Origin of the sequence: Streptomyces sp. ISL-36 (genome assembly GCF_018614205.1) — a bacterium.
In the GTDB taxonomy this organism is placed as follows: Bacteria; Actinomycetota; Actinomycetes; order Streptomycetales; family Streptomycetaceae; genus Streptomyces.
Genome location: NZ_JAGGOS010000007.1, coordinates 38,237 through 59,802, shown reverse-complemented (window position 1 = coordinate 59,802; position 21,566 = coordinate 38,237). Strand labels below are relative to the sequence as shown.

21 protein-coding genes, 1 pseudogene and 1 riboswitch are annotated in these 21,566 nt (G+C 71.0%); of the genes and pseudogenes, 18 read left to right on the top strand and 4 right to left on the bottom strand.

The window, feature by feature from the left end; translation table 11 throughout:
* Positions 1–13: 13 nt before the first annotated feature.
* A complete protein-coding gene (gene gcvH / locus J7E93_RS01265) occupies positions 14–394 on the bottom strand; it encodes a glycine cleavage system protein GcvH (RefSeq protein WP_215065311.1) in 381 nt (126 codons plus the stop codon).
* A gap of 89 nt (positions 395–483) precedes the next feature.
* Positions 484–1,626, bottom strand: a complete 1,143-nt coding sequence (gcvT, locus tag J7E93_RS01260; RefSeq protein ID WP_215065309.1) for a glycine cleavage system aminomethyltransferase GcvT — start codon at positions 1,624–1,626, stop codon at positions 484–486.
* 148 nt (positions 1,627–1,774) lie between these two features.
* A riboswitch (glycine riboswitch) is annotated at positions 1,775–1,887 on the bottom strand.
* 138 nt (positions 1,888–2,025) lie between these two features.
* Between gcvT and J7E93_RS01255 the strand changes: the two genes are divergently transcribed.
* The 11 genes from J7E93_RS01255 to J7E93_RS01205 all read left to right on the top strand — a co-directional run bounded on the left by J7E93_RS01255 (position 2,026) and on the right by J7E93_RS01205 (position 14,217).
* Complete coding sequence (locus J7E93_RS01255) at positions 2,026–2,697, top strand: AAA family ATPase (protein WP_215065308.1); 672 nt, start codon at positions 2,026–2,028, stop codon at positions 2,695–2,697.
* A 250-nt stretch (positions 2,698–2,947) separates the two neighbouring features.
* Positions 2,948–3,679 (top strand): enhanced serine sensitivity protein SseB, encoded by a 732-nt coding sequence (locus J7E93_RS01250; protein ID WP_215065333.1) that lies wholly within the window; start codon positions 2,948–2,950, stop codon positions 3,677–3,679.
* A 40-nt stretch (positions 3,680–3,719) separates the two neighbouring features.
* Positions 3,720–4,508, top strand: a complete 789-nt coding sequence (locus J7E93_RS01245; protein WP_215065306.1) for an enhanced serine sensitivity protein SseB C-terminal domain-containing protein — start codon at positions 3,720–3,722, stop codon at positions 4,506–4,508.
* Between the two features lie 311 nt (positions 4,509–4,819).
* Positions 4,820–5,821, top strand: coding sequence for an ABC transporter permease (locus J7E93_RS01240; RefSeq protein WP_215065304.1), 1,002 nt, complete (start codon positions 4,820–4,822; stop codon positions 5,819–5,821).
* A 103-nt stretch (positions 5,822–5,924) separates the two neighbouring features.
* Positions 5,925–7,691 (top strand): ABC transporter substrate-binding protein, encoded by a 1,767-nt coding sequence (locus J7E93_RS01235; protein WP_215065302.1) that lies wholly within the window; start codon positions 5,925–5,927, stop codon positions 7,689–7,691.
* A 133-nt stretch (positions 7,692–7,824) separates the two neighbouring features.
* Positions 7,825–8,823 carry an ABC transporter permease gene (locus J7E93_RS01230; RefSeq protein WP_215065300.1) on the top strand — a complete coding sequence of 333 codons (999 nt, stop codon included), beginning with the start codon at positions 7,825–7,827 and terminating at the stop codon, positions 8,821–8,823.
* Positions 8,820–9,941, top strand: coding sequence for an ABC transporter ATP-binding protein (locus J7E93_RS01225; protein WP_215065299.1), 1,122 nt, complete (start codon positions 8,820–8,822; stop codon positions 9,939–9,941). The genes J7E93_RS01230 and J7E93_RS01225 overlap by 4 nt, the downstream gene beginning before the upstream one ends.
* Positions 9,938–11,305, top strand: a complete 1,368-nt coding sequence (locus tag J7E93_RS01220) for an ABC transporter ATP-binding protein (protein WP_215065297.1) — start codon at positions 9,938–9,940, stop codon at positions 11,303–11,305. The genes J7E93_RS01225 and J7E93_RS01220 overlap by 4 nt, the downstream gene beginning before the upstream one ends.
* A gap of 97 nt (positions 11,306–11,402) precedes the next feature.
* Entirely contained in the window at positions 11,403–12,080 is a 678-nt protein-coding gene (locus tag J7E93_RS01215) for a trimeric intracellular cation channel family protein (RefSeq protein WP_215065295.1), read from the top strand.
* Between the two features lie 23 nt (positions 12,081–12,103).
* Positions 12,104–12,976: a thioesterase family protein gene (locus J7E93_RS01210; RefSeq protein ID WP_215065294.1), complete on the top strand. Its 873-nt coding sequence runs from the start codon at positions 12,104–12,106 to the stop codon at positions 12,974–12,976.
* 77 nt (positions 12,977–13,053) lie between these two features.
* Positions 13,054–14,217 carry a cysteine desulfurase family protein gene (locus J7E93_RS01205; protein WP_215065293.1) on the top strand — a complete coding sequence of 388 codons (1,164 nt, stop codon included), beginning with the start codon at positions 13,054–13,056 and terminating at the stop codon, positions 14,215–14,217.
* On the opposite strand, the gene J7E93_RS01200 is transcribed toward J7E93_RS01205, so the two are convergent.
* Positions 14,210–14,860, bottom strand: a complete 651-nt coding sequence (locus J7E93_RS01200) for an N-acetylmuramoyl-L-alanine amidase (RefSeq protein ID WP_215065291.1) — start codon at positions 14,858–14,860, stop codon at positions 14,210–14,212. The genes J7E93_RS01205 and J7E93_RS01200 overlap by 8 nt on opposite strands.
* Positions 14,861–14,920: 60 nt before the next feature.
* Between J7E93_RS01200 and mnmA the strand changes: the two genes are divergently transcribed.
* Positions 14,921–16,033 carry a tRNA 2-thiouridine(34) synthase MnmA gene (gene mnmA / locus J7E93_RS01195; protein WP_215065289.1) on the top strand — a complete coding sequence of 371 codons (1,113 nt, stop codon included), beginning with the start codon at positions 14,921–14,923 and terminating at the stop codon, positions 16,031–16,033.
* Between the two features lie 87 nt (positions 16,034–16,120).
* Here the strand turns inward: mnmA and J7E93_RS01190 are convergent, their stop codons facing one another.
* A complete protein-coding gene (locus J7E93_RS01190) occupies positions 16,121–16,930 on the bottom strand; it encodes an alpha/beta fold hydrolase (protein WP_215065287.1) in 810 nt (269 codons plus the stop codon).
* A 97-nt stretch (positions 16,931–17,027) separates the two neighbouring features.
* On the opposite strand from J7E93_RS01190, the gene J7E93_RS01185 reads away from it, so the two are divergent.
* The 6 genes and pseudogenes from J7E93_RS01185 (at position 17,028) to J7E93_RS01160 (ending at position 21,563) form a co-directional block, all read left to right on the top strand.
* Positions 17,028–17,567, top strand: coding sequence for a TIGR00730 family Rossman fold protein (locus tag J7E93_RS01185; RefSeq protein WP_215065285.1), 540 nt, complete (start codon positions 17,028–17,030; stop codon positions 17,565–17,567).
* A 196-nt stretch (positions 17,568–17,763) separates the two neighbouring features.
* On the top strand, positions 17,764–18,207 hold the full coding sequence (locus tag J7E93_RS01180; RefSeq protein ID WP_215065283.1) for a hypothetical protein: 444 nt from the start codon (positions 17,764–17,766) through the stop codon (positions 18,205–18,207).
* Positions 18,204–19,207: pseudogene (locus J7E93_RS38260) on the top strand (alpha/beta hydrolase). The gene J7E93_RS01180 and the pseudogene J7E93_RS38260 overlap by 4 nt, the downstream one beginning before the upstream one ends.
* Before the next feature lie 101 nt (positions 19,208–19,308).
* Complete coding sequence (locus tag J7E93_RS01170; protein ID WP_251065860.1) at positions 19,309–19,779, top strand: hypothetical protein; 471 nt, start codon at positions 19,309–19,311, stop codon at positions 19,777–19,779.
* A gap of 13 nt (positions 19,780–19,792) precedes the next feature.
* On the top strand, positions 19,793–20,491 hold the full coding sequence (locus J7E93_RS01165; protein WP_215065279.1) for an SDR family oxidoreductase: 699 nt from the start codon (positions 19,793–19,795) through the stop codon (positions 20,489–20,491).
* 19 nt (positions 20,492–20,510) lie between these two features.
* Positions 20,511–21,563 carry a methionine synthase gene (locus J7E93_RS01160; RefSeq protein WP_215065272.1) on the top strand — a complete coding sequence of 351 codons (1,053 nt, stop codon included), beginning with the start codon at positions 20,511–20,513 and terminating at the stop codon, positions 21,561–21,563.
* Positions 21,564–21,566: the final 3 nt, after the last annotated feature.

Sequence of the window (21,566 nt, the reverse complement as noted above, 5' to 3'; positions counted from 1 at the left end):
TCCCTAAGGGGTCTCAGTTCCCGGCGGAGAACTTGGCGTACTCGTCGGCGGAGAGCAGATCGTCCGGCTCACCCGTGACGCGTACCTTGAACAGCCAGCCACCCTCGAACGGAGCGGTGTTCACCAGGGAGGGGTCGTCCACCACGTCCTGGTTGGCCGCCACGACCTCACCGGTGACCGGGGAGTACAGGTCGCTGACGGACTTCGTCGACTCCAGCTCGCCACAGGTCTCGCCCGCGGTGACGGTGTCGCCGACCTCGGGAAGCTGGGCGTAGACGACGTCACCGAGCGCGTTGGCGGCGAACTCCGTGATGCCGACCGTCGCGACGCCGTCCTCGGCGTCCGACAGCCACTCGTGCTCCTTGGTGTAGCGCAGCTGCTGGGGGTTGCTCATGACCTGATTCTCCTGGATCGGGGGAGTGCTGATGAACGTGGGTCTTGCGAGGTGAGACACAGCGTGAGACGCCGGGTGGGGCGGAAAGGTCACTTCTGGCGCTTGTAGAACGGCAGCGCCACGACCTCGTACGGCTCGTGGGTGCCGCGGATGTCCACACCTACACCCTGCGTGCCGGGCGCGGCGTGCGCCGCGTCCACGTACGCCATGGCGATCGGCTTTCCGAGCGTGGGGGAGGGGGCGCCGGAGGTGACCTCGCCGACGACCTCGCCGCCGGCGACGACCGAGAACCCGGCGCGCGGGACGCGGCGGCCCTCGGCGATCAGGCCGACGAGCTTGCGCGGCGGGGCGGCCTCGGCGCGCTCGGCGGCCTTCTCCAGCGCCTCGCGGCCGACGAAGCGGCCCTCGTTCGTCGTCTTCTCGAACTTGACGACCCGGCCGAGGCCGGCGTCGAACGGCGTCAGGGAGGTGGTCAGCTCGTGCCCGTACAGCGGCATGCCCGCCTCCAGGCGGAGCGTGTCACGGCAGGAGAGACCGCAGGGGATCAGGCCGACCGGGGCGCCGGCCTCGGTCAGCGCCCGCCAGACGCCCTCGGCGTGCTCGGGCTTGAGGAAGAGCTCGAAGCCGTCCTCGCCGGTGTAGCCGGTACGGGCGATCAGCGCGGGCACCCCGGCGACCGTGCCGGGCAGACCGGCGTAGTACTTCAGCCCGTCCAGGTCGGCGTCGGTCAGCGACTTCAGGATGCCGGGCGACTCCGGGCCCTGGACGGCGATCAGGGCGTACGCGTCGCGGTCGTCGCGCACCTCGGCGTCGAAGCCGGCCGCGCGCTCGGTGAGCGCGTCGAGGACGATCTGGGCGTTGGAGGCGTTGGCGACGACCAGATATTCGGCCGGTGCGGCCTCCTGGCCCTGGAGCCGGTACACGATCAGGTCGTCGAGGATGCCGCCGTCCTCCTGGCAGATCATCGTGTAGCGGGCGCGGCCCGGGCCCACCGTGGAGATGTTGCCGACCAGCGCGTAGTCGAGCAGCTCGACGGCCTGGGGGCCGGTGACCGTGATCTCGCCCATGTGGGAGAGGTCGAAGAGGCCCGCCTTGGTGCGGACGGCGTTGTGCTCGTCCCGCTCGCTGCCGTAGCGCAGCGGCATGTCCCAGCCCGCGAAGTCGGTCATGGTCGCGCCCAGGGAGCGATGCAGCGCATCGAGGGCGGTCAGACGGGGGGCGGCTGTGCTCATGGGTGTGGCTCCCGGGTCCCAGGGCAAAAAATCATGACGGACGAGGACGATCCTCCCCATCTGTCATGGAACCTGAGAGGTTCACCGGGGGCATCCCCGGCTTGCACCTTGGGTGGGGCGCGACAGCGCGCCCGCTTTTCAGATCTGCCTCATCCGCGCGGTACGGGGCCTGAGAGATTCAAGGGAGGGTCTTGCTCCTTCGGCGCCCGGACTGCTACAGCACTGCTACAGCCCTGTCCGGGACTCTCCCGCGCGGATTCGAGCGGCCAGTATGTGGTTGTGTGCGCTTGGCGCGCACATCATTGCACGCCGGGTCTGATCGGCAAATCGCTTGTGCCTCATTACCGTTTCTTTACACTTCTTGGGAAGGGTCCTCAGGACCCGACAGGGGGAGAGGCGATGACGTTTCAGCACACCGGCGCTTATGCGGCGGGGACGGCCATACCGGCCCAGCGCGCCCGGGCGAGGACCCGCAGGCGTGTCTCCGCCGCGCCCCTGCTCCGTGACCTGCGCGAGCGGGGCGGCCGGGGCCCCCGCGCGCTCTCCTTCGCCTCCGGCGACCTCGTGGTCGTCTCCGGGCTGCCCGGCAGCGGCAAGTCGACGCTGATGCGCCGAGCGGCCGAAGGCCTGGGCATCGACTCGCAGGACGCCCGCGAGCGCTGGGAGGCCCGCCTGCCCCGCTTCCTGCCGTACGCCGTCTACCGCCCGCTCGCCCGGATCGCCCACTACGCCGGGCTGCGCCGCGCCCTGCGCTCCGGGCGGAGCGTGATCGTCCACGACTGCGGCACACAGTCCTGGGTGCGGAACTGGCTCGCGCGCGAGGCCCGCCGCCGGGGCAGCGCCCTGCACCTGATCCTGCTCGACGTCACCCCCGCCACGGCCCGCGCGGGGCAGCGGGAGCGGGGCCGCGGCGTGTCCGGCTACGCCTTCGCCCGGCACCGCCGGGCGGTCGGCCGGCTGCTGCGCTCCGTCGAGTCCGGCCGCCTTCCCCAGGGCTGCGCCTCGGCGACCCTGCTCGACCGGGACGCGGCCGGCGCGCTCCGGACGATCGGCTTCCGCGACGCGGCCTGACCCCGAGGCCCGCCGACCGACGCGCCGGCGACGCTCCGAGTGGCTCGGACTCCTGCCGAGCGACGCACCGGCGAGCACCGGCGAGCACCGGCGACGCGCCGGCGACGCTCCGAGTGGCGCGGATCGCATATACGGAGGAACGCGCTCCGTACGCTTTTGGCCACGACGGTGTCAGGGCGGCGTTAGGGTTCTGCCCGGAGGGCGCCGTGACCAGGGCGCGCGAGAAGGGGAACCGAGAACCGTGGACGTCATGTGGCCGGGCAATGAGCTCGAAGAGGTGCTGGCCGCCTCGCTCGGCAACCCCGCTGCCGGGGGCCGGCTCGTCGAGGTGCTCGGACGGAGCCCCGTCTGGGTGCCCCTGCCCAACGGCGGCGGGCCCGACAGCACCGACCTCGACCTGCCCACCCTGGAGATCGACGGCCTCCCCTACGTCCCCGTCTTCAGCTCCGAGCAGCAGTTCCTGGCCTGCGTCGGCAGCCATATGTCCTTCACCGTCGCGCCCGCCCGCGACTTCGCCCGCGGCCTGCCCCCGCAGCTCGGCATCGCCGTGAACCCGGGCGGCACCGTCGGCGCCCCGCTGCCCCCGCCCGCCGTCGCCGAGCTCTGCCGGGTCGGCCGCACCCCGCTGGACGGCCCCGCGAGCGGCGGCCGGGTCCGCCTCTTCGAGCCGGACTGGCAGGACGACCCCGTCGACTTCCTCTCCGCCGCCGCCGCCGAGTTCGAGGCCACCGGCGTCGTCGTCACCGCCCGCCGCGCCCTCGCCAGCGTCGAGGGCACCGAGCCGGCCCTCTTCGTCGGCGTCCAGCTCGTCACCTGGGACGGCGCCGACCGCAATGCGCCGCTCGACGCCCTCGGGCGTGCCCTGGGCCGCGTCGAGGTGGCCTGGCCGGTCAATCTCATCCTCCTGGACGTTGCGCAGGACCCGGTCGGCGACTGGATGCTGGAGAAGGTGCGCCCCTTCTACCAGCGGGCCTCCGCGTAATTAAGCTGATTCGGTGGACGGAAGAGGGGCGGGACCCAGGGTGAGCGCGTCAGGCACCGCTGCGGCCGGACAGGTCGAGCACATGCTGCGCCAGGTGGCACCCGGACGCTACGACGCGTACGAGCAGCTTCTGCACGCCCTCGCCGACGGTCGTCTGTGGATGCTGCTCTGGCAGGGCGGGCCCGGCTCGCCGGACGCCCAGTACGGAAACATGGAGGTCGACGGCCTCGGCTACGCGCCCTGCGTCACCTCCGCCCAGGAGCTCGCCGCCTCCGGCTGGAACCGCGCGCACGAGGTGGTCACCGGCCTCGACATCGCCCGCGCGCTCTACCCCGACCGGTGGGGGATCTGGCTCAACCCGCACGACGCCGGCGGCGGCGTCGGCATCCCCTGGGCCGACCTCCGCCGGATCGCCACCGGACTGGACCGGATGCCCGCCGGACCCCTGCGGCTCTCCGAGCCCGCCCTGGAGATCCCGCAGTTCTATGCCCTGCTGACCCAGAACGCGCACCGCACCCCGTCCGTACGGGCGCTGCGCCGTGCCTGGGTGCAGCCGGCGCTCGGCTCCCCGTACCTCGCCATCGGTCTCGACCTCTACGACACCTCGGCGGCCTCGGTCGACGCCGTGCGGGCCATGATGCGGCAGTCGATCTCCGCGGTCCCCGACGGCCTGCCCGTCTCGACGGTCGCCATGTCGGACGCGTACGACCCGGTGGCGATGTGGCTGCGGGCCAACGCGCGGCCGTTCTACGACCGTGACGCGCACGCGGCCCCGGCCGCGCAGGCTCCCGGCTACGGCTACCCTCCGGCCGTGCCCCGCACGTACTGATTCGTCCGTTCCGTCCCCTCGATTCACTCCCGGACGGCAGGAGTTGAGCCGGATGTCCGTTCTGGTCGAATAGCGGGTGAGATGGTCCGCTCAGACGATCACGACGTCCGGATAACGGAAGCAGGCGGACCGCATCACGGTTGAGCAAACATTCACCGTGAGGTCTGGCGGGTGATCGCGAACACATTGAAGACTCCCCGGAACACCGGGCGTTCGGCTTTCCTGGCCAGTGCCCCGCAGTTGTTCCACCAAGCCGCTACCCGCGGCGGGCAAGGGCCGGCTACCGGCGGCCGAGAGGGGTCCTCACCACGATGACGGCACCACTGCACGAGACGAGTGCGGCCGAGTCGACCACGGCCGTCGACGACGTGCCCGAAGGCCCCGCCAAAGTGATCCAGGGCCGCTCGCCCGGGCAGATCGCGTGGACCCGGCTCAAGCGCGACAAGCTGGCCCTGGCGGGCGGCGCCATCGTGCTCTTCCTGGTCCTGGTTGCGATCTTCGCCCCGGTGATCGTCGGCCTGCTCGGGCATCCGCCGGACGAGTTCCACGAGGACCAGATCGACCCGCTCTTCGGCACCCCGGTCGGCTCCTGGGGCGGCATCAGCTCCGACTTCCTCTTCGGCGTCGAGCCCGTCAACGGCCGTGACGTCTTCAGCCGTATCGTCTACGGCGCCCGGATCTCGCTGCTCGTGGCCTTCCTCGCGGCGGTCTTCGCGGTCCTCCTCGGCACCGTCCTCGGCATCATCGCCGGCTACTTCGGCGGCTGGATCGACGCGGCGCTCAGCCGGGTCATGGACGTCATGCTCGCCTTCCCGCAGCTGCTCTTCACCATCGCCCTGGTCTCCGTGCTCCCCAACGAGCTGCTCGGCATCTCGGGTTCGGGAGTCCGCATCGGCGCGCTGGTGGTCGTGATCGGCTTCTTCGGCTGGCCGTACGTGGGCCGTATCGTCCGTGGCCAGACGCTGTCGCTGCGCGAGCGCGAGTACGTCGAGGCCGCCCGCAGCCTGGGCGCCGGCCGCCTCTACATCCTGCGCCGGGAGCTGCTGCCCAACCTGGTCGCGCCCATCACCGTCTACGCGACGCTGATGATCCCCACCAACATCCTCACCGAAGCGGCGCTCAGCTTCCTCGGCGCGGGTGTGAAGCCTCCCACCGCTTCCTGGGGCCAGATGCTGTCGACGGCCATCGCCACCTACGAAGCGGACCCCCTGTTCATGGTGATCCCCGGCCTCGCGATCTTCATCACCGTTCTGGCGTTCAACCTCTTCGGCGACGGCGTGCGGGACGCGCTGGACCCGAAGGGCTCCCGCTGACCGCCCTTCCCGTAACAGACCCGCCCCTGCCGCTGGTGACAGGAGGCAATCAACAACGGTGGACCGTCCTGACGGCCGCCACTATTCCGGAGGTTGCGAGACCATGACACTGAAGAGCTCTTCGCGACGCAGAATCGCCGCGGGCGCGCTGCTCGCCGCGGCGACGATGGTCGTCACCACCGCCTGTGGCGGCAACGGCGACGGTGGCGGCAAGGGCAAGGGCGGCGCGGCCGGCTTCAACGCCGCCGTGAACAAGGTCGCCAACCCCTCCGACAAGAAGGGCGGCGAGCTGAAGTTCATCGGCTCGCAGGAAGCCGACTCGTGGGACCCGCAGCGCGGTTACTACGGCTTCGTGTGGGACTACATGCGCTTCTACACGCGTCAGCTGGTCTCGTTCAAGGCCGAGCCGGGCGCCGCCTCCACCGAGCTGGTCTCCGACCTCGCCACCGACACCGGCAAGGTCTCGCCCGACGGCCTGACCTACACCTTCACGCTGAAGGACGGGGTGACCTGGGAGGACGGCAAGCCGATCACCTCCAAGGACATCAAGTACGGCATCGAGCGCATCTGGGCCCAGGACGTCATCTCCGGCGGCCCGATCTACCTGCAGCAGGTCCTCGACCCCAAGGGCGAGTACAAGGGTCCGTACAAGGACACCACCCCGGACAAGCTCGGCCTGAAGGCGATCGAGACCCCGGACGACAAGACCATCATCTTCAAGCTGCCGGTCGCCAACGGTGACTTCCTGCAGATGCTGGCCATGCCCGCCGCCTCGCCGGTCCGCCAGGACAAGGACACCAAGGCCCAGTACGGCCTGAAGCCCTTCTCCTCCGGCCCGTACAAGTGGCAGCAGTACACCCCCAACAAGTCGATGCTGCTCGTCCGCAACGACAAGTGGGACGCCAAGACGGACACCATCCGCAAGGCGCTGCCGGACAAGATCAGCATCAAGTTCACCACCAACGCCGACGACATGGACAACCGTCTGATCGAGGGCGAGTACGACCTCGACATCAACGCCACCGGCGTCGGTTCGGCCGCCCGTGCCAAGGTGCTCCAGCAGCACAAGGAGAACGCGGACAACCCGCAGACCGGCTTCATCCGGTACGCGGTCTTCCCGCAGACGGTCATCGACAACGTCGAGTGCCGCAAGGCGATCATCTACGCGGCCGACTCCAAGTCGCTGCAGACCGCCCGTGGTGGCCCGCAGGCCGGTGGCGACATCGCCACCAACATGCTGCCGCCGGCGATCAAGGGTGCCGACCCGAAGGCCGACCCGTACGGCAAGCTCGCCGGCGCGCCGGACATCGCCAAGGCGAAGGAGGCCCTGAAGAAGTGCGGTAAGCCGAACGGCTTCAAGACCACCATCGCGGTCCGCAACAACAAGAAGGTCGAGATCGCGACCGCCGAGTCCCTCCAGCAGTCGCTGAAGGCCGTCGGCATCGACGCCCAGATCGACCAGTTCGACGGCGCCCAGACCTCCGGCATCATCGGTTCGCCGAAGGTGGTCAAGGAGAAGGGCTACGGCATCATCATCATGGGCTGGGGCGCCGACTTCCCGTCGGGTCAGGGCTTCCTGCAGCCGCTGGTCGACGGTCGCTACATCCTCCAGAGCGGTAACAACAACTTCTCGGAGCTCAACGACCCGGCGATCAACAAGCTCTTCGACGACGCGCTGAAGGAGACCGACCCGGTCAAGGCCGGCGAGATCTACAAGCAGATCAACACCAAGGTCTCCGAGGCCGCGGTCTACCTGCCCTTCACCCACGAGAAGAACATCATCTGGCGCTCCTCGCGACTGACCAACGTCTACACGGCCGACGCCTACAACGGCCGCTACGACTACGCGTCGCTCGGCGTCGTCAAGTAAGTCGAGTAAGTCGAGTGTCCATCAACTCGCTCCACCGGCGCACCACCCGCCGCTAGGTCCGAAGGGCAGGTGATGGCCTGTCCGGTGGCCGGGGAACCCGATCGGGATCCCCGGCCACCGGCCGGCCGACCGCATGCTTGCATATATCGTCCGACGGCTCTTCGCCGTCGTAGTGATGCTGATGGTCGTCACCCTGGTGACGCTCAGCATCTTCTTCCTCATCCCCAAGATGACCGGCAGCGATCCTGCCGCGATGTTCGTCGGCAAGCAGGCGGACCCTGCCGCTATCGAGGGCATCCGTCAGAAGCTGGGCCTGGACGAGCCGATCCTGGTTCAGTTCTGGCACTTCGTCTCCGGAATCTTCGTCGGCCGCGACTACACGGGCGGCGGCAGCACCATCCACTGCGCGGCCCCCTGCTTCGGATACTCGTTCCGTACCGAGCAGGAAGTCTCGTCGATGCTGGTCGACGCCTTCCCCGTCACCATCTCCATGGTCATCGGCGCCGCGGTGCTGTGGCTGGTCATGGGCGTCTCCACCGGTGTGATCTCCGCGCTCAAGCGGGGCACGGCGGTCGACCGGGTCGCGATGATGACCGCGCTCGCCGGTGTCTCGCTCCCGATCTTCTTCACCGCCATGCTGTCCATGCTGATCTTCCGCACCCAACTGGGCTGGCTCAACGCCTCGTACGTGCCGATCGGCGAATCCTTCGGCGGCTGGTTCGGCGGCCTGCTGCTGCCCTGGGTCACCCTCGCCTTCCTCTACGCGGCGATGTACGCGCGGCTCACCCGCGCCACCATGCTGGAGGTCCTCGGCGAGGACTACATCCGTACGGCCCGGGCCAAGGGCCTGCCGGAGCGGGTCGTACTCAGCAAGCACGCCATGCGCTCCACGATGACCCCCATCCTGACCATTTTCGGTATGGACCTCGGCGCCCTCGTCGGCGGCGCCATCCTGACCGAGACCGCGTTCAACCTCCAGGGCCTCGGCTGGATGGCCATCAAGGGAGTGAGCGAGCGCGACCTGCCGCTGATCCTGGCGGTCACGCTCATCACCGCGTCCTGTGTCGTCATCGCGAACCTCGTGGTGGACCTTCTGTACGCGGTGATCGACCCCCGAGTGAGGCTCGCATGACGGACAAGCTTCTGAAGACCGGAGCAGCGGTGGGGGAACCGGTCGCGACCGGGAAGTCCGCCCCGTCCGACGCCTTCCTCGACGTACGCGACCTGAAGATCCACTTCCCCACCGACGACGGCCTGGTCAAGTCCGTCGACGGCCTCTCCTTCCAGCTGGAGAAAGGCAAGACCCTCGGCATCGTGGGCGAGTCCGGCTCCGGCAAGTCGGTGACCTCGCTCGGCATCATGGGCCTGCACACCGTCGGCCAGTACGGCCGGCAGAAGGCCCGGATCTCCGGCGAGATCTGGCTCGACGGCCAGGAGCTGCTGACGGCCGACCCCGAGACCGTGCGCAAGCTGCGCGGCCGGGAGATGGCGATGATCTTCCAGGACCCGCTGTCCGCGATGCACCCGTACTACACGGTCGGCCACCAGATCGTGGAGGCGTACCGGGTCCACCACCCCGTGGACAAGAAGACCGCGCGCAAGCGGGCCGTCGAACTCCTCGACCGGGTCGGCATCCCCGAGCCGGCCAAGCGGTTCGACAACTACCCGCACGAGTTCTCCGGCGGTATGCGCCAGCGCGCCATGATCGCGATGGCACTGGTCAACAACCCCGAGCTGCTCATCGCGGACGAGCCGACCACCGCGCTCGACGTGACCGTCCAGGCGCAGATCCTCGACCTGATGCGGGATCTGCAGAAGGAGTTCGGCTCCGCGGTCATCATCATCACCCACGACCTCGGTGTCGTCGCCGAGCTCGCCGACGACATCCTCGTGATGTACGGCGGCCGGTGCGTGGAGCGCGGCCCCGCCGAATCGGTCTTCTACGAGCCGCAGCACCCGTACACCTGGGGCCTGCTCGGTTCGATGCCGCGGATCGACCGGGAGCAGACCGACCGGCTCATCCCGGTCAAGGGCAACCCGCCCAGCCTGATCAACGTCCCCAGCGGCTGTGCCTTCAACCCGCGATGCCCGTACGCGGATGTGCCCAAGGGCGGCATCACGCGCACCCAGCGCCCCGAGCTGCAGCAGGCGGCGAGTGCTGAGGGCCACGGTCGTCACTACTCCGCCTGCCACATGTCGCAGGAGGAGCGGACCCGGATCTGGACCGAAGAGATTGCGCCGAAGCTGTGAGCGACGACAAGACGACCAAGACGACCACGGCGACGGCGACTTCGCCCGAGCCCCTGCTCAAGGTCAACGGCCTGGTCAAGCACTTCCCCATCAAGAAGGGGCTGCTGCAGCGCCAGGTCGGGGCGGTCAAGGCCGTCGACGGCATCGACTTCGAGGTGCTGCCGGGCGAGACCCTCGGCGTGGTCGGTGAGTCGGGCTGCGGCAAGTCGACGATGGGCCGGCTGATCACCCGGCTCCTCGAACCGACCGGCGGCAAGGTCGAGTTCCAGGGCACGGACATCTCGCACCTCGGCGTGGGCGGCATGCGCCCGCTGCGCCGGGACATCCAGATGATCTTCCAGGACCCGTACGGCTCGCTGAACCCGAGGCACACGGTCGGTGCGATCGTGTCGGCGCCGTTCAAGCTGCAGGGCGTGGAGCCCGAGGGCGGCGTCAAGCAGGAGGTCCAGCGCCTCCTCGGCCTGGTCGGCCTGAACCCGGAGCACTACAACCGCTATCCGCACGAGTTCTCGGGCGGCCAGCGCCAGCGCATCGGCATCGCGCGGGCGCTCGCCCTGAAGCCGAAGCTGGTGGTGGCGGACGAGCCCGTCTCGGCCCTGGACGTCTCCATCCAGGCGCAAGTGGTGAACCTCCTCGACGACCTCCAGGAGGAGCTGGGCCTCACCTACGTGATCATCGCCCACGACCTGTCGGTCATCCGGCACGTCTCGGACCGGATCGCGGTCATGTACCTCGGCAAGATCGTGGAGCTCGCGGACCGCAAGTCCCTGTACGAGTCGCCGATGCACCCGTACACCAGGGCCCTGATGTCGGCGGTCCCGGTGCCGGACCCGCGACGCCGTGGAGCCAAGAGCGAGCGGATCCTGCTCAAGGGCGATGTCCCCTCGCCGATCGCCCCGCCGCCGGGCTGCCGCTTCCACACCCGCTGCTGGAAGGCGACGGACATCTGCAAGACCCAGGAGCCCCCGCTCCTGGAACTCCGCCCGGGCCAGCGGGTCGCCTGCCACCACCCGGAGAACGCGGAGGGCGTGACGGTCCCGTCGGCGCGGGAGTCGGTGGACCTCGCCTCCCCGGCGGCCCCGGCGAAGGCGGAAGCTGTCGCGAAGGAGGCCCCGGCGGCCCCGGCGAAGGCGGAAGCTGTCGCGAAGGAGGCCCGCGCGGAGTCCGAGGCTTCTTCGGGGTCCGACGCTTCCGCGGAGTCCGAGGCCTCTTCGGAGTCCGACGCTTCCGCGGAGTCCGAGGCTTCTTCGGGGTCCGACGCCGCTGCGGAGACCTCGGTGGCCGAGACCCCCGCGAAGGCGGACGCGCCTGCGAAGGGCGCCGGCGCCGGTGCCGGCGCCGAGGGCGACGCGCCGCAGAAGTAGCGAGAAAGGGCCCCGCGCGCCGCACGGCGCGCGGGGCCCTTTCGCTCCACGGGCGGCGCACGGCGGCCGCCCCGCCCCACCCGTCACAATGGTCGCCGTGCTCCACGATCTGTTCAGTCCCTCCGTACAACACGCCCTCGACCTCGTCGGCATCTTCGTCTTCGCCATCTCCGGCGCCCTCCTCGCCGTGCGCAAGAACTTCGACGTCTTCGGCATCGCCGTCCTCGCCGAGGTCACCGCCCTCGGCGGCGGCCTCTTCCGCGACCTGATCATCGGCGCCGTACCCCCCGCCGCCTTCACGGATCTCGGCTATTTCCTCACGCCGCTCGTCGCCACCGTCCTCGTCTTCTTCCTCCACCCCGAGGTCGAGCGCACACAGACCGCCGTCAACGTCTTCGACGCCGCCGGCCTCGGCCTCTTCTGCGTCAGCGGCACCATCAAGGCGTACGACTACGGCCTCGGCCTCACCTCCTCCGCCGCGCTCGGTCTCGCGACCGCCGTCGGCGGCGGTGTGCTGCGCGATGTGCTCGCCAACGAGGTCCCGTCGCTGCTCCGCTGGGACCGCGACCTGTACGCCGTGCCCGCCATCGTCGGCGCCACGATGGTCGTGCTCAGCATCCGCTTCGACGTGGTCAACGCCTACACCAGTGGCGCCGCCGTCATCACGACCTTCCTCCTGCGGCTCCTCGCCATGCGTTTCCACTGGCGCGCGCCCCGCGCGTGGAACCGGCGTTCCTCCGCCCGCGAGGAGCCCGAAAAAGCTACCGCTCAGTAGCGTGCTGCTGTACCGTCGGAACCATGAGCACGAGCATCGAGACGGCCGCGTCGAAGAGCGTGGCGACGAGCGCGAAGACGAGTGAGTTCGACCGCGACACCGCTGTCACCCTCCGCGCCCCCGGCGTGTACGACGCCGAACTCTCCGCCGGCTGGACGATCATCCACGCCGTCAACGGCGGCTACCTCCTCGCCCTGCTCGGCCGCGCCCTCGGCGACCACCTCCCGCACCCCGACCCGTTCACGATCTCGGCGCACTACCTCACGCCGTCCGTGCCCGGCCCCGCGGTGATCCGTACCGAGACCGTCCGCACCGGCCGCACCCTCTCCACCGGACAGGCGTCCCTCTTCCAGTACGCCGAGGACGGCACCGAGGTCGAACGCATCCGCGTCCTCGCCTCGTACGGTGACCTCGACGCGCTCCCGGACGACGTCCGCACCTCCGCGCGGCCCCCGGCCATCGCGCCCATCGAGAACTGCTTCGGTCCCTCCGACGGTCCCACGCCGCAGATCCCCGGATCCTCGGCCATCACCGAGCGGCTCGACATCAAGCTCGACCCCGCCACCGTCGGCTGGGCGATCGGCGCGCCCTCGGGCAAGGGCGAGATGCGCGGCTGGTTCGACCTGGCCGACGGCCGCGAGCCCGACGCGCTCTCCCTGCTCCTCACCGTCGACGCGCTGCCGCCGACCTCCTTCGAACTCGGACTCAAGGGCTGGACCCCGACCGTCGAGCTCACCACCCACGTCCGCTGCCGCCCGGCCCCCGGCCCGCTGCGGGTCTCCATCACCACCCGCAACCTCGCCGGCGGTTTTCTGGAGGAGGACGCCGAGGTCTGGGACAGCGCGGACCGGCTCGTCGCCCAGTCCCGCCAACTGGCTCGGGCCCCCCGCGGCTGACCGGCCCCGCCCCCCGCCGGTGGTGCAAACCGGCCACGCGCCGAGGCGCGGGACCGGGCTCGTAGAATCAGAGCACCATGGCTTACCTCGACCACGCCGCGACCACGCCGATGCTCCCCGAGGCGATCGAGGCGATGACCGCCCAGCTCGCCGTCACCGGCAACGCCTCCTCCCTGCACGCCGCCGGGCGGCGCGCGCGCCGGGCCGTCGAGGAGGCGCGGGAGACCCTCGCTGCCGCCCTGGGGGGCCGGCCCAGCGAGGTCGTCTTCACCTCCGGCGGCACCGAGGCCGACAACCTCGCCGTCAAGGGCCTGTACTGGGCCCGACGCGACGCCGACCCCGCCCGTACACGGGTCCTGGCCAGCCCTGTCGAGCACCACGCCGTACTGGACGCCGTCGACTGGCTCGCCACCCACGAGGGCGCCACCGTCGAGTACCTCCCCGTCGACCGGTACGGCCGCGTCCACCCCGACGCCCTGCGGGAGGCCATCGCCCGCGAGCCCCAGACCGTCGCGCTCGTCACCGTCATGTGGGCGAACAACGAGATCGGGACGGTCATGCCGGTCCGTGAACTCGCCGATGTGGCGCGCGAGTTCGATGTTCCGCTGCACGCCGACGCGGTCCAGGCCCTCGGTCAGATCCCGGTCGACTTCGCCGCGTCCGGCCTCGCCGCCATGACCGTCTCCGGCCACAAGATCGGCGGCCCGTACGGCATCGGCGCGCTGCTCCTGGGCCGCGAGTACAGCCCCGTGCCCGTCCTGCACGGCGGGGGCCAGGAGCGCCATGTCCGCTCGGGCACCCTCGACGTACCGGCCATCGCCGCCTTCGCCGTGGCCGGACAGCTCGCCGACGAGCGGCGCGCCGAGTTCGCCCGCGAGATCGGCGGGCTCCGCGACGACCTCGTCGCGGCCGTGCACGCGGCCGTCCCCGACGCCGTCCTCGGCGGGGACCCGGTGGACCGGCTCCCCGCCAACGCCCACTTCAGCTTCCCCGGCTGCGAGGGCGACTCCCTGCTCCTGCTGCTCGACGCCCAGGGCATCGAGTGCTCCACCGGCTCCGCCTGCACGGCCGGTGTCGCCCAGCCCAGCCACGTCCTGCTCGCCACCGGCACCGCCCCGGACCTCGCCCGGGGCACCCTGCGCTTCACCCTCGGCCACACCTCCACCAAGGAGGACGTGGTCGCCGTCGCCGGCGCGATCGGTCCGGCCGTCGAACGCGCCCGGACCGCCGGTCTCACGTGAGCTTCGTGGCCGCCTCCCGTACGAGCTTGATGTAGCGCGGCCAGTCCCAGTGCGGGCCGGGGTCGGTGTGGTCGGTGCCCTCGACCTCCACGTGCCCGATGATGTGCTCCCGGTCGAGCGGAATCGCGTACCGGGCGCATATCCCCGCCGTCAGCCGCGCCGAGCTCTCGTACATGGCCGCCGTGAAGTCCTGCGGCCGGTCGACGAAGCCCTCGTGCTCGATGCCGACGCTCCGCTCGTTCATGTCACGGTTCCCGGCGTGGAACGCCACGTCGAGTTCACGGATCATCTGCGCCACATGACCGTCCTTGCGGACGACGTAGTGGGTGGCCGCCCCGTGCCCGGGGTTCCGGAAGACCTTCAGCGCGGTCGCGTAACTGCCCTGGACGACATGGATCACCACCCGGTCGATCGTGTAGTCGTCCGGCCGGTCGGCCCGCCGCCAGTTCGCACGGGCCGCGGCGCTCCAGTCGGCGCCCTTGTGGTCGAGCTCGCCCTCGACCCGCTTCCGCTCCGTGCCCGGCAGCCGCCACCAGGCGCGTCCCAGCTCGTCCCGGGCCAGCACCGCCGTACCCACGACCGCCGCGCCGCCGCCGAGCAGGACGGCTCGCCGCCCCACCCCCCGCTTCTTCTCGCTCCCCATGTCAGCCTGAACGCATCCGCGCGGGGTCTTGGTTCCCCGGCCCCGTACCCTGGTAGGGCTATGACTAAGACTCTCCGTGTCCTTGCCGCCATGTCGGGCGGCGTGGACTCCGCCGTCGCCGCCGCCCGAGCCGCCGAAGCCGGGCACGACGTCACCGGGGTGCACCTCGCGCTCTCCGCGAACCCGCAGTCCTTCCGCACCGGCGCCCGCGGCTGCTGCACCATCGAGGACTCCCGCGACGCCCGCCGCGCGGCGGACGTCATCGGCATCCCCTTCTACGTCTGGGACCTCGCCGAGCGGTTCCGCGAGGACGTCGTCGACGACTTCGTCGCGGAGTACGAAGCGGGCCGCACCCCCAACCCGTGTCTGCGCTGCAACGAGAAGATCAAGTTCGCGGCGCTGCTCGACAAGGCGCTGGCGCTCGGCTTCGACGCGGTCTGCACCGGTCACTACGCCACGGTCGTCCTGAACGAGGACGGCTCGCGCGAGCTGCACCGGGCCTCGGACATGGCCAAGGACCAGTCGTACGTCCTCGGCGTCCTGGACGAGAAGCAGCTCGCCCACGCGATGTTCCCGCTGGGCGACACCCTCACCACCAAGGACGAGATCCGGGCGGAGGCGGAGCGGCGCGGTCTCGCGGTGGCGAAGAAGCCCGACAGCCACGACATCTGCTTCATCGCCGACGGCGACACCCAGGGCTTCCTGGCCTCGCGCCTCGGCCGCGCGGAGGGCGACATCGTCGACGAGTCCGGTACGAGGGTGGGCACCCACGAGGGTGCGTACGGCTTCACCATCGGACAGCGCAAGGGCCTGCGGATCGGCCACCCGGCGCCGGACGGCAAGCCGCGCTACGTCCTGGACATCTCCCCGGTGAACAACACGGTCACGGTCGGCCCGGTGGAGGCGCTCGACGTCACCGCCCTGACCGCCATCAAGCCCCGCTGGTGCGGGACGGCCCCCGAGGGTGCCGGCCGCTACACCGCCCAGCTGCGCGCCCACGGCGGCGAGACCGACGTGACGGCCGAGCTGGTCGGAGGCGAGCTGCGGGTGAGCTTCGACGAGCCCGTCCGGGGCGTGGCCCCGGGGCAGGCGATCGTGCTGTACGACGGCACGCGCGTGGTCGGCTCGGCGACGATCGCGACGACGGCCCGGCGCACGGCCGCCTCCGTCTGACGCGTCCGGGGCGGGCCGGCTCGGGGCGGTCGGCTCCCGTCCCAGGCGGGACGGACGGCTCAGACGTGCCCTCTCCCTCCGCCCGCCTCACTCATCGGCGAAGAAGGCGTCCAGGACCGGCGCCAGGACGTGCGGCGCCACCGCGTGCGTCTGGCCCGTCAGCGTGCGGTGGCGACCCCGGGGGAGGGCCGTCGAGACGAGCTGCGCCGCGCGGCGCGTCCACGCCGGGCTCGCGCCGCCGTCGACCACCAGCACGCGCGCGTGGATCCCCGCGAGCCGCTCGGCCGGCACCGTGCCGTCGCCCAGGACCGCCTGGTCGTACGCGAGGGTGTGCGCCACCGCCTCCAGGGCCGGCCATGCCGCCGAGCCGCGCATCCCGGCCAGCGCCTCCGGCGCCGCAGCGTCGGCCAGGAACAGTTCCAGGGCCGCCCCCCGCTCCCCCCGGTCGAGCAGTCCGGTCAGGCGGTGGCGGCGCGCCGCGTACGTCTCCCGCGCCCCCGGCTCCGCCGAGAACGGCGGCTCGTAGACCGACAGCTGCCCGATGCTCAGTCCGGCCCCCGCCGCGGCCAGCGCCAGCGCCCCGCCCGACGACATGCCGTGCACCCCCGCCCGGCCGCCCACCTCGTCGAGCAGCGCCGCCAGATCGTCGATCTCCCGCTCCACGGTGTACGGCCGGGTGTCGCCGCTCCCGCCGCGCCCCCGCCGGTCGTACGTCACCACCGAGAAGTGCGGCGCGAGGAGCTCGGCCAGCGGCCGCTCGCTCTCGGCGGTGCACAGGGCCCCGCTCACCAGGATCACCGGCGGCCCCTCGCCGCGCCGCTCGTACGCGATCCGCGTCCCGTCCCCCGACACGACCCGTCCCCGGACCCTGCTCAGCGTGCTGTTCGCCTCGTCCATGCCTCTTACGACCGGAGCCGCTCCCGGAACTCATCGGCGCCCGACGGTATTTCCCGGAGGATCTTGCCCGGCGCCGCCGTGGCCTACGGTGGAGCCCATGAACATCTGCGTCTTCCTCTCCGCCGCCGACCTCGACGAGCGCTACACCGGCCCGGCCCGTGAGTTCGCCGAGCTCCTCGGAAAGGCCGGTCACACCCTGGTCTGGGGCGGCTCGGACGTCGGCCTGATGAAGGTCGTCGCCGACGGCGTCCAGGAGGCGGGCGGCCGGCTCGTCGGCGTCTCGGTCGACTTCCTCGCCGCGAAGGCAAGGCAGGACGCGGACGAGATGATCTTCGCCGGGGACCTCGCCGAGCGGAAGGCGCTGCTGCTCGCCAAGGCCGACGCGATCGTCATCATGGTCGGCGGCACCGGCACGCTCGACGAGGCCACCGAGGTCCTGGAGCTGCGGAAGCACGGCAAGCACACCAAGCCGGTGGTGCTGCTGAACTCGGCCGGTTTCTACGACGGCCTGAAGACCCAGTTCCGCCGGATGGAGGCCGAGGGCTTCCTGCCGCTGCCCCTCACCGACCTCGTCTTCTTCGCGGAGGACGGGGTGGCGGCGCTGGCCTACCTGGAGGAGTCGGTCGGCATCCGCTGAGTTCGCGAACGGGCCCGCCCGGGCGACAGGTGAGCCGCTCCGCTCTTGTGCCGGTCCAAGGCTCCTGCTACAGAGCAGGCCCCTGCTCTCGTGCTGATCCGTTCGCGTTCGCGTACGCCTGTCTGAGCTGCGTTAATCTCGCGGGGCGTGATCGCGGCGCATGAGTGCAAGCGGGGAAGAACGGGGGAGGACGCTCGTGTCCTATTCGGAGCGTTGGCAGGAGTTGTTCAGGCCTCAGGAGGAGGCGGTGATCGTCGGCGGGGCCCGTATGACTCTCGCCTCCACCGCTTCCCAGGGCGGGTCCGGAACAGGCGCCGGGAACCTGAAGCACAGCGGCGGCCCCTGGACCAGCGCCTCCGGGACCTCCGGCGAACTGCGCACCAGCACCGAGAAGAGCCGGGCCGCCCTGCGCCCGGGACACGAGGGCGTCTCCGCCGGTGCGGCCGGCTTCGCTTCCGTCGCGTCCCTCACGAGCGTGCTGAAGTCCTGGGAGGACCGCCTCGCGGCCGTGCGGGACGAGTGCGACCAGCTCGAAGGGACCCTGCTCAAGGTCGCCAAGGAGATGGGCGAGACCGAGGTCGCGATCGAGAAGTCGTTCAAGGCCGTCGACAGCTCCGGCGACAAGGCGGGTGCGAAGTGACGGCGACCGCCCTCACGTGGCAGCAGCTCCGGGACCTCAAGCCGTCCGAGTTCGAGGACGCGGGCGACACGTGGCACGAGGTCTCGGGCCGCTCCGAATCCGATCGTGTACGCGTCGACCGGGCCATGTCTGCGAAGCTCCGCGAGACCCAGGAGAGCGAGTCGGCCGATGCGGCCCTCGGCAGGCTCCAGCGACTGAGCCGCAACTACCAGTACCTGCAGACCGAGTGCGGCCTGATCCGCACGGCCCTCAACGCCCTCGCCGCCGACCTGGCGGAGCCGCAGCGCCAGTTGAAGCAGGCCCTGGAGGACGCCGCCGCCCTGAATTTCTCCGTCCATGAGGACGGCTCCGTGAGCTATCCGGCCGCTGAGGTCGAGGACCTCACCGGGGCGAAGAAGGAGGCTCCCGGCAGCAAGGTCCAGGGCAGCTCGCGCCTCCCCCTGGAACCGCCGGGCCTCGGCGGCAACGGGCAGTCGCCGCTGTACCCGGGATAAAGGACCCCCATGTGACGGCGATCGGGCATTCCTACGGTTCGCTCACCGTCGGCACGGCCGCCCAGCGGTCCGGCGGGGTACCAGGCGTGGACGACGTCATCCTGCTCGGAAGCCCCGGCGTCGGCGTCGACAAGGCGCAGGGCCTCGGGGTGGGCAGGGACCACGTCTTCGTCGGCGCGGCCGACAACGACCCGGTCACGCACCTGCCGTCGAAGGACGAGTCCGCGCTCGGCATGCTGATGGGAGGTCCGACGGGCGTGCTGGTCGCCCGTGACCTCCTCGACTGGGGGAACGACGACGTGTACTTCGGCAAGGACCCGGCCAGCGAGGCCTTCGGGGCCCGCCGCTTCAAGGTGGATGACGGGCCCCGAATGGTGCTGGAGGGCGGCGGCTTCGACGCCCACTCCCAGTACTTCACGCCGGAACTGGACCCAGAGTCCGCGAACAACATCGCCAGGATCGTCGCCGGGAAACCCGACAAGATCACTACGGAGGAGCACCGATGAAGCGACTGGGACGGGCGGCCCGGGTTGCCGTCCCCGTCATCCTGGCGGGCGTGGTACTCGCGGCGTGTGGAATTCTGGGCGGTGGAGGAGCAACGGCGGACATGAACATGCAGGATGCGGCGGACCGTGCGGACGCGATGCTGGACGCGACGCTGAGCGCGGTCGTACCGGAGGTCCAGTGGGACCACGCCACGACCACTGCCGGCAGTTGTACGGTGACGCGGCGCCGTACCGTCACGACCGTCATCTCCGAGCAGCGGCGCGGCAATTTCCTCGGAGTGATCGAGCGGTTCTGGAAGAAGAGCGGCTACGAGATCACCGGCGTGAACCAGGACCGGGAGATGCCGGCCATCTTCGCCAGGTCGTCCGACGGATTCCAGCTCGCCATCAGTGTCGGGTACAAGGGGCAGGCGTTCTTCGACGTCATCACCCCGTGCGTCGACGAGTCCGAGGTCGCCGAGCCCACCAGCAAGCCCAACGCCCCCGCCTACCCCCTCGGCCAGATCCCCACGCCCAACGTCCGCTCCGAATTCTGGTCCGCCGAGACGCCCGCCCCCGCTGCCTCATCCTGACCCAGATGGGACCATGGCTTCCATGGCTACTCATGTGATCACCGGGGCGGGTTCCGGCATCGGTGCCGCCGTCGCCCGCCGTCTCCACGCGCGCGGGGACGAACTCGTGCTGCACGCGCGCGACGCCGGCCGTGCCAAGGAGCTGGCGGCGGAGTTCCCCGGGTCCCGGACGCTCGTCGGCGATCTCGCCGACCCCGACCGGCTCTCCTGGGCGTTCTCGCACCAGAGCCTGCCGGAGCGGGTCGACTCCCTCCTGCACATCGCGGGCGTCGTCGACCTCGGCCCGGTCGGTGAGCTCACGCCGAAGACCTGGCGCCACCAGCTGAACGTCAACCTCGTCGCGCCCGCCGAGCTGACCCGGCACTTCCTGCCGCAGCTGCGCGTCTCCCACGGCCATGTGGTCTTCGTCAACTCGGGCGCCGGGCTCAACGCCCACGCCGAGTGGAGCGCCTACGCCGCCTCCAAGCACGGACTGAAGGCGCTCGCCGACTCCCTGCGCCAGGAGGAGCACGGCAACGGCGTCCGGGTCACCTCCGTCTACCCCGGGCGGACCGCGAGCCCCATGCAGGCGAAGGTCCACCAGCAGGAGGGCAAGGAGTACGACGCGTCACGGTGGATCGACCCCGAGTCGGTCGCGACGGCGATCCTCACGGCGATCGACCTGCCGCGCGACGCGGAGATCAACGACCTGACGGTCCGTCCGGGACGGTAGCGCCGCGTACGCTTCCCGGGTGAGCGAGACGAACGACGAGAAGAACGCCGAGCACAGCGCCGAGCACAGCACCGAGAACGCGCCCTTCGCCTGGGGCCCCGCGACCGGCGTCGGCTCCCTGCCGGGCGGGGACGCCCGGGAGGCCGCCAGGACCGCCACCGGCTCCTTCGAGGGCTTCCCCTTCCTCCCGGAGCTTCCGGCCCGAGGTCCCGGCGCGGACATGATCGGGCGGACCATCGGGATGCTCGTCGAGATGTACGCGCACGTGGAGCCGAGCGGCTGGCGGGTCAGCGACCGGCCCGGCCGGGACACCCGGCGCGCCCGGTCCTGGCTCGGCGAGGACCTCGACGCCCTGGAGGAGTTCACCCAGGGCTACCGAGGGCCGCTCAAGGTCCAGGCGGTGGGCCCCTGGACGCTCGCCGCCGCCCTGGAACTGCGCGGCGGCGAGGCGGCCCTGGGGGACCTCGGCGCCTGCCGGGACCTGGCGGGCTCCCTCGCCGAGGGGCTGCGCGACCACCTCGCCGAGCTCCGCAAGAGGGTCCCCGGCGCCCGCGTCGTCCTCCAGCTCGACGAGCCCTCCCTGACGGCCGTCCTGCGCGGACACGTCCGTACCGCCAGCGGCTACCGCACCCACCGCGCCGTCGACCGGCAGGTCGTGGAGAGCGCCCTGCGCGAGGTGTCGGCGGTCCACGACGGCCCGGTCGTCGTGCACTCCTGCGCCCCCGACGTACCGTTCGCGCTCCTGCGCAGGGCCGGGGTCGCCGGTGTCTCGTTCGACTTCTCGCTGCTCACCGAACGTGACGAGGACTCGATCGGTGAGGCCGTGGAGTCCGGCACCATCCTCTTCGCGGGCGTGGTGCCCTCCGCCGACGCCCCATTGTCCGACCCGGGCGGTAGCGTCATGGGTGTCAGGACGCTGTGGCGCAGGCTGGGGCTGAATCCGGGGACTCTCGCCGAGTCCGTCGTGATCACCCCGACGTGCGGGCTCGCGGGCGCTTCGCCCGCCTACGCCCGCGCGGCGCTCGCCCACTGCGCCCGGGCGGCGCGCTCGCTCGCGGACAACCCTGAGTGACGG